Raw genomic sequence first — 7,954 nt, forward strand, 5'->3', positions numbered from 1 at the left:
GCTCTGCCCGCACCCAGGCGTTCACGCACTGGGCCGAGGTGACCGGCGTCGCAATGGCCGCATGATTACGCCCAATTCCGGCATCGCGTCTTTCCACGCGCCCAACCACAACAAGTTGACGGTGCCGTCGCGCTGTCCTCAACATCAGCAGATCGCAGTTTTGTTGCAACCAGACCTTAACCCGCTGGAAGAGTTTACGGCTGCCCGCCGAAGCTGAACGGGATGCGAAGCGTCGTGCGCACATCGGCGGCATCCTGCGTCGCGCCGACTTCGACATTCCAATTGATAGTCGTCGACGGCGAAGTCCGGTAGCTGACCCCGAATAGCAAGCGGCCGATCTGCAGGTCGCGCAACTCCGAATCGAAGGGTGTCGTCGTCGGCCCGTTGATCGGGTCGCGCTGGATCGCGCGGCCTTGCGTGCGAGTTCCGAACGACCAGTTATGGGCATAGCCGAGGCTGAGTGCGACACGCGGATTGAGGGAAATGCCGATGCCGACGCTGCCGAGGATCGCATCGCCCGGCTTTACATAATCGATCAGCACGTCCTGGTTGATCTGCACGCCGTCGAACCCGCGGCCGAAATTGCGCGTGTATCCGAGCGTGCCGAACAGCACCGCCGGATCGCTGGGCAGCAACGCGGTCACCGTCGGTGTCACGCCCCAGAACCCCGCGCCGGTCGCCGAGCGCAGCGCGACGCCGGTTCCGGTATCGCGCGGCACGGTGAACGGGTTGGTGCCGGTCGGGGCGACGGCTTGGACGCCGGCAATGAGGTACGGGAAACCGCGGCCGCCGTTGGTCAGCTGGTAGCGCGCGCCGAACTCGACATCGCCGACGTTGCGGCCGCGCGCGGGAACATCGGGACGGTCGGCGCTGCCGTTCTGGTTCTGCACCGCGGCGGCGAGCACCGAGACGTCGGTCCGGTAGACATAGGGTATACGGCCGTTCACCTCGAAGCGAGAATTGACTCCGAAGCGCAGGCCGATCGCGCCGACCAGAATGTCCTGCCGGCTCTCGTTGATATCGAAAACGCCGACCAGAACCGACTGCGGCACCTCAATGCCGCGGAAGATCACGCGGTTGCGGTCGGCGCGCGCGTATTCGAAGCTCGGCTCGATGGTGAACTGACCCGCCCGGGTCACAATGCCCCCCTGGTCGGACAGCACCGCCACTTCGGGGGTCCGCTCGCGCTCCGGTGGGGCGACCCCGACTGTCGCCACCGGCGCGGCGGGCCGCGAATCATTTGCCGGCGGCGCATTCGCTAGTGGTGACGGCTGGCCGATCTGGTCGACTGAAGCCGTGCCGCGAAGGGTGTTGAGCAGACGATCCTCGAGCGACTGCAAGCGCTTGCGCTGGGCATCGAGTTCGCGCCGCTGGTCGGCGATCTCGTTCTTCAGCGCCTCGATTTCCAGGTTTGCGGCAATCGCCGGCGTGGCGAGTACCGGTGCTGAAAGGACAAGGGCGGTCGCCAGCCCCGGCAAAGTCGAACGCCGCATGATCGTGGTTTCCTTGTCCGGTGGTTCAGAAGCGCGCGCGATCGGCAACGGCGCGGGCGACGCTCTCGATCGACGTGGTAAGGCCCGACGGCATCAACGCGCCGTCGAGGCGGACATCGACCCAGGTGACGGTGTTGATGATGCGGTCGCTGGCGCTGTTAGTGACGATCGTTCCCGTGGCTTGGCCGACCAGCTGTTGAATCGCGAGGTTTGGGCCATTGAGCTCGGTAACCGTTCCACCGGTGGTCCGAAGCAGCCGGACGGCACCGAGCGCGGTCGCCACCGCCGGCCCGTTTTCGACGACGGCAAGCGCCGTTCCGGGCGATCTGGCCGCTTCGCCGGCGCTGGCAACGCCGATCCGCACGGAGCTGCCGACCGTGACCGGCGACGCGCCGATGACCGTGCCCGTAGCGGCGCGGCTGCTCTCCACGGCGGGCAACGGCCGAAGGTTGTCTGAAACGGTGGCGCCGGGATCGACGATGATGGTCGTGTCGGGACCGCCGGCGAAGACCTGAATCCCAGGCGTTTCGGTCGAAAACTGCGTGCGCAGCGCCAGCATGCCGTCGACCCGCGTTTCGAGCGCGATGCCGACCGAGATGTTGGTTCCGTTGGCCAGCATGATTCCGCCGCGCATCTCCGCGAGGCGGGCATCGGGGAGCACGATCAAGGCAAACACCAGCAAGGGGGCGGGCATCACAGGTCTCCCAGCGTCGGGCGCGTTAGCGCCAGCGCCTGCTGGCTCAGCGGCTCGAGTTGCTGCGTGATCTGGCCACCGGGCGCGAGCGCCAGTTCGGTCGGCCGCGCAAAGCTCGCCTGCACCGCAGCGCCGCCGGCATCGATGACGAACAGCACTCCGTTCCAGCTTTTTAGGAACGCCGCGGCGTTCATCCGGCGCAGCCCGGTCGCCGGGTCGCCGAGCAACACGCTGTCGCCGCCGAGGCCGGGCTCGATGCCCTTGAGCACAACGAAATGCTTGTATCCGCCGGTTTCGATCAGCGCGATGCCCGGCTGGCGGGCGGCAGCGATCTGCGTCAGCGTCACCTGATAGCCGTCGGCCTTGAACCCGCTGTCCGCGAGATACCGCTTCATGTCGAGCAGCGAAAAGCCGAGGCGGCGGATGGCGGCCTGGTCGCCGGTCCTGAACATACCGGTGAAGGTCGCCTGCTCGTCGATCGGCCGCGCATAATGATAGGTCAGCAATGTCGCCAGCGCTGCCGAGCCGCAGCTGAAATCGTATTGCTGGCGCACGACAGTTGCGAAACGTCGCTCGTACATCGAGACCACAGGCAGCGCTGTCGACAGATTGCCGAGCGCTAGCCGGTTGGTGCCGGCATCGGGGGCGGCCGAAGCACACCCCGCGAGCCCGACGAACAGCAGGAGTTCAGCGCGGTGTGATCGCGACATTGACGTTAAGCGAGGCATTGATGGCGACGTTGTTGCCGGTATTGGCGTTGACCAGCGCCAGACCGTTCAGGCTCTGGAACGCGTTGCCGGAGATCGTGATAACGCCGGTCGTCGATGTGCCGACGATCCGATTGTTGGTTACCGACGCGGTGTTGTTCGCAAACACCGCCTGGCTGGTGTCGGCCTTGCCGACGATGGCACCGAGCGCCGCGTCGGCGACCGGTGCGGTGTCGAAAGGCTCGGCGGCTGCGACAGCGCCGGCCAGGCCGAAGCCCAACAGGATGGTAGCGGCGGCGCGGACCATGATATTCTCCCTTGCAACACAGTGAGCCGGGCGGGTTGATACCCGCCCGGCCCCGTTAATCAGCGAGCACCACCAATGTTCATGGTGCCAGTCGACACCGCGACATTGACGCTGGCATTCTGCGACACGCCGACGCCGGTGTTCTGGTTCAGACCTTGCAGACCCGCAAAGTTCTGAAACGCAGAGCCCGAAACGCTCAGGCTGTTGTCGACATAGCTACCTGTGCCCGTGGCACCAGTTGCCGTGCCGCCCGGACGCCCAGTCGAGCCGCCGTCGCTGCCCGTGCCGTCGGTGCCCATGCCACCATTGCTGGTGCCGCTGCCGCCATTGCCGCCGGGAACCGCGTAATACACGCTGTTGCCGGTGACATAGCCCGCAAGCGTGGCCGTCGACACAACCGCGCCGCCGCCGAACTGGTTGCTGGTCGCAGCCGAACCGGGTGCGGCCGAGGCCATATTGCCCGACTGGGTCATCGAGCTGTCCACATAGCTCGCCGAGCCGCCGATCGCATTCGAGCCGCGTCCCGAATTGCGGTTGGTGTTGCGCGACGAGTTGTCCGACCGATCCGAACTGTCGTTGTTCGAGTTATTGACCGAATTGTTCGACTGGTCACGGCTGTCGGTAGCGTCGCCGCCATTTGCCGCTACTTGCGCGCCGTTGGCGGAGCTGGTCGTCGTCGTCGTACGCTGCGAATTGTCGTTGTTCGAGTCATTGGTCGAACGGTTCGACTGGTCGCGGCTGTCGGTCGCCGAGCCGCCATTGTTGGCCACAACCTGCGCACCCGATGCACTGCTCGCGTCGCTATTGTCGGTGTTGATCATCGTCGTCGACTGGTCACGGCTGTCGTTCGCCGAGCTGCCGTTGTTGGCCGCCACCTGGGCACCGCTGGCACTGCTCTGGTCGCGGTTGTCGGTGTTCGTGGTCTCGTTGCGCACCGAATTGTCGTTGTTCGAGCTGTTCATCGAACTGTCCGAACGATCGCTATTGTCGGTGTTGGTGGTGCGCTGGTCGTTCGAATTATAAGTCAGGTTGCTGGTCGAACGATCGCTGTTGTCGGTCGCCGAGCCGCCATTGTTGGCGCCCACGGTGCCGGCATTGGCGCTGCTGCTGTCGCTGTACGACAGGTTGGTGGTCGTAGTGCGCTGCGAATCGTCGCTTCGGCTCGACATGTCGCGGCTGTCGGTGGCGCTGGCGCCGTTGTTCGCCGCAACCTGCGCACCCGAAGAGCCGCTGCGGTCGCTGTTGTCGGTGGCGGTCGAGGTGTTGCGCGTGTTGTCGGTGTTGGTGGTGGTGTTGCGGGTGTTGTCGGTGCTGGTCGTCGTCGTGCGCTGCGAATTGTCGCTGCGGTTCGACATGTCGCGGCTGTCAGTGGCGCTGCCGCCGTTGTTGGCCCCGACGCTGCCGGCGCCGACGCCGCTGGCATCGGTCGTGGTGGTCGAAGTGTTACGCGTATTGTCGGTGTTGGTCGTATTGGTCGAGCGGGTCGAATTGTCGCTGGCGTCGCTGTAATCGAGCGACGTGTTCGTCGTCTCGGTCGAGCGGGTCGAATTGTCGCTCGAGTCGCTGTAGTTGCTCGACGTGTTGCGGGTGTTGTCGGTGTTCGTCGTGTCGGTGGAGCTGTCGTTGAACGAGCCGTTGGTCGACAGGTCGTTGAAAGATGAAGCGGTTCGCGTCGTGTTGTTCGGGATAGCGGTCTGCGCCGAGGCGGCGGTTGCCAGCGCGAGCGCGCCGATCGATGTCGTGATGAGAATGACGTGCTTCATAGTTAACACTCCGGTGAATCTGATGTCCGGCAATGGGGCAGTCGTTGCCGTGACCGCGGGAAGCGGGCGTATCTTACTAGGGGATTAAACTGCAGCGACCCATCGCCTGAACAGATACGATCATACCCTCTAAATGGAGGGTATGATGGGTCAACGAAACACAGCCAGCGATACACGCGGCTCTGTGCTCACCATGCTTGTCAGCATTACCTGGACGAGTGCGGCCTGCCTGTTGGTCCCGGTCTTAGCAAAGGCCTGCTTGAGGTATGTCCGCGCGGTCGGCATCTGGATACGAAGCCGCAAAGCAGCGTCGGCCAGCGACATTCCGGCCACCAGCAGCGCCGTCAGCCGCGCTTCCGCAGCGGTTAGGCAGAACATTTCGCAGGTCGGCGTCATGATCCTGCCGATTTGATCTTCAGGGTCGATGGCGTGAATTACGACCGATTGCTGGTCGTATCGGCTCCGGTGAAAGCCTCGCATCACCGCCACCGACAGCGGCCGTCGACCGTCGCGAGCGATCGACAACAGCGGTGCAGACTGGACGTCCGCGCCGTCATTGGAGGACGACTTTGCTCTGACATGTGCGATGGCGCCATGCAGGCGCGCCGTGTCTGGCAACATTGCGGCAGTGAGCATACCCTCGTGCATTCGAAGACCGTCGCCCTTGGCAAGCATTGACTGGGCAGCGGCGTTCGAGACGATATCGTGCTGATCGGCACCAAGGACCAGGACCGCAAAGCCGATCAGGTCAAGCGCCGCGTGCATGGTCTCGATGCGGCGATGGCCGCCGCGCACCTCCCACCAAAGCAGCGCATAGTCGGCGACCCAGGCTCCGATGCGCCGTGCCGCTTGGTCCTGTTTGAGTTTAAAGGGCTGTGAGCCAACTTTATGACTGACGAGAAACACAAGCTCGATACCGGGTGCCAAGGCGACGCAAATCGTCAATTGCTCAACTGACCCAGCGATCCCGCAGCAGCGCGTAACTCGCGCGTCCTGGCCCGCGGCGACCGCGCCCCTGGCCGCAGCGTCATTAAAAAAATCGACCAGCGCCGCGGCGCTCGGCCGCATCTGCGCCAGCCTGTGCGGATCGCCGACGCTAGCAACAACCTCCGACAAGATCGCAACCCGGTCGACGACAATTGCCATGACGGTATCGCCGTCGAGAAGATGTTGCAGGCGCATCACGACGCTATTCAACCCACCGTGATGGCGTTTGGCATGGTCGTTCCAAAGAGGCGTGCAAACCGGTTTGAGCGCTCCGCTGGCCATTTCCGTCTCCCAAAGGACCCGATCTGTGACGCTGATAATCAACGAAGGATTGTCGGGAGCTTTGAGGGGTATACCTTCCTTTAGGCATTAAAGTTCCGTTGCTAACCGCTTTTATTCACCGGGGTCTCTGAATCGGCGGAGTTCGGCCTCGCCGGTGTTTGCGTTGGCCGCTCGAGGTGATTTTGCCCAAGCACTGCCATGGCGCCTGTTGCGTCGCAGATTTCGGGTTTTGCGTGTTGCGGTCGATGGGCTCGGTTTCGGCGGCACGGCCGCGCCATCTATGCCGGTGCCGCGCGCAGGCGCAGGGCGATCTGGCGGAACAGGTCAGCATCCGGGCAGGCTGAGGCAAAGGCGATCCGGATGCGCGAGGCGGTCTCGATGATCCGGGCACCAACCTTAAGGAGCCGCAAGCGGATCGTGCCGAACTCGGCCTTGGCAAGTTTTGCGCTATCCGGCATCGCTTGGCGAACCGTCCATAGCAGCCAGTAGGCGGCCGTGTGCAGGATTAACCGCATCTGGTTGGCATTGGCCGACCGGCACGAGGTGCGATCACTGGCTAGCTGACCCTTGTGCATCTTGATCAGGTTCTCGGCCTGCCCGCGCTGGCAATAGTGCTTTTCGTAGATGTGCTCGGCCGTCGGCTTTGTCAGCGACGTCACCACGTAGCGGATATCCATGCCAGCCCTGCAGGCCTCGATACGCGCCACCACCCGCAGGGCACGCTTCCAGCGCTTGGCAGCGTAGCAGGTCTCGGCATGGCAACGCAGGTCGGGCAGGTCCTTCAGTGCGCGCCTGACCGCACAGTCGTCCGCGGCCATGGCCAGCACCGTGTCACCCCGCAGCACGGCGTTGCCGGTCAGGCCAAGTATGTAATCGACCCCATTGACCTCGCACCAGTCCATGACCTCGGGCCGGCCATAATGGCCATCACCGCGGATCGTGATGTGCGTGTACGGCCAATGCCGGCGGATCTGACGGACATGCCGGCGGATGTGCCCGGCCGCTTCCCTGCCAGTCGGCGTCTTGCCAGTGCGCAGCAACATCGCAACAGGCCTGCCGGTGGCCGTGTCATACACATGGATCGGCAAGAAGCAGCGCTCGCCATAGTGCCCATTCCAGAACGACAGCTGCTGACAGCCGTGGGCCACGTCGCAGGTGTCATCGATGTCCAGCGTCACCGCCGCCGGCGGTGCCGCATAGCTTGCGCAGTAAATCGCCACCATCCGCTTCATCATGCGCGCCAGCTCCAAGGTGGTCGGCGCGTTCTCCCAGCGGCTCATCGTGGGCTGGCTCGCCAGACCCGGCCCTGCCTCGACCAGCTTGCCCAGCGCCAGGCGGAACGCCGGATCATGGCGCAGGCTGTCCAGATCATCGGCGTCCTCATAGCCGCACGCGATCGCCAGCACCCGCGCCTTGAAGATGTCCGCCACGCTGTGAATCCTCCGAGCCCGATCGCGCCGGTCAGCAACACATGACGCCAGCGCGTCACATATCCCCATGGTCCGCTCCGCCATGGCCAGCAGCAACGCCCCGCCGTCCGAGGTCAGCCGGCCACCATCAAATGCCGCCGTCACTTTCTTGCCCAGCACCGCTAGAAACGAAAACAGCAGCTTGCTATCACTCAGCAATTACCCACCCCCTGCGTTGAGCTATCCGGCGGAGACAGCGCCGAGGATGGTGTTGTAGGGATTGGCCCCGGACAGTCGCGCAGTATCGACGGT

General features: G+C 64.1%; 8 protein-coding genes. 1 reads left to right on the forward strand and 7 read right to left on the reverse strand.

Annotated elements, in window-relative coordinates:
- Positions 1 to 217: hypothetical protein (locus FHS79_RS18585; RefSeq protein WP_207792448.1), on the forward strand; the 217-nt coding region annotated here is incomplete at its 5' end.
- On the opposite strand, the gene FHS79_RS18035 is transcribed toward FHS79_RS18585, so the two are convergent.
- From FHS79_RS18035 to FHS79_RS18065, 7 genes are all read right to left on the reverse strand, one after another.
- Positions 195 to 1,493, reverse strand: a complete 1,299-nt coding sequence (locus FHS79_RS18035) for a hypothetical protein (RefSeq protein ID WP_184203164.1) — start codon at positions 1,491 to 1,493, stop codon at positions 195 to 197. The two genes, FHS79_RS18585 and FHS79_RS18035, sit on opposite strands and share 23 nt — an antisense overlap.
- 25 nt (positions 1,494 to 1,518) lie before the next feature.
- Positions 1,519 to 2,190, reverse strand: a complete 672-nt coding sequence (locus FHS79_RS18040; RefSeq protein WP_184203166.1) for a hypothetical protein — start codon at positions 2,188 to 2,190, stop codon at positions 1,519 to 1,521.
- Positions 2,187 to 2,897, reverse strand: coding sequence for a C39 family peptidase (locus tag FHS79_RS18045; RefSeq protein ID WP_184203168.1), 711 nt, complete (start codon positions 2,895 to 2,897; stop codon positions 2,187 to 2,189). Before FHS79_RS18045 ends, FHS79_RS18040 begins: the two co-directional genes overlap by 4 nt.
- Positions 2,875 to 3,201, reverse strand: coding sequence for a hypothetical protein (locus FHS79_RS18050; RefSeq protein ID WP_184203170.1), 327 nt, complete (start codon positions 3,199 to 3,201; stop codon positions 2,875 to 2,877). The genes FHS79_RS18045 and FHS79_RS18050 overlap by 23 nt, the downstream gene beginning before the upstream one ends.
- 59 nt (positions 3,202 to 3,260) lie before the next feature.
- Complete coding sequence (locus FHS79_RS18055) at positions 3,261 to 4,964, reverse strand: hypothetical protein (protein ID WP_184203172.1); 1,704 nt, start codon at positions 4,962 to 4,964, stop codon at positions 3,261 to 3,263.
- A gap of 150 nt (positions 4,965 to 5,114) precedes the next feature.
- Positions 5,115 to 6,233 carry a helix-turn-helix transcriptional regulator gene (locus tag FHS79_RS18060; protein ID WP_184203173.1) on the reverse strand — a complete coding sequence of 373 codons (1,119 nt, stop codon included), beginning with the start codon at positions 6,231 to 6,233 and terminating at the stop codon, positions 5,115 to 5,117.
- Between the two features lie 278 nt (positions 6,234 to 6,511).
- Positions 6,512 to 7,861: an IS1380 family transposase gene (locus tag FHS79_RS18065; protein ID WP_184203176.1), complete on the reverse strand. Its 1,350-nt coding sequence runs from the start codon at positions 7,859 to 7,861 to the stop codon at positions 6,512 to 6,514.
- Positions 7,862 to 7,954 lie beyond the last annotated feature (93 nt).

The sequence above is a fragment of the Polymorphobacter multimanifer genome (assembly GCF_014205635.1).
Classification (GTDB): Bacteria; Pseudomonadota; Alphaproteobacteria; order Sphingomonadales; family Sphingomonadaceae; genus Sandarakinorhabdus; species Sandarakinorhabdus multimanifer.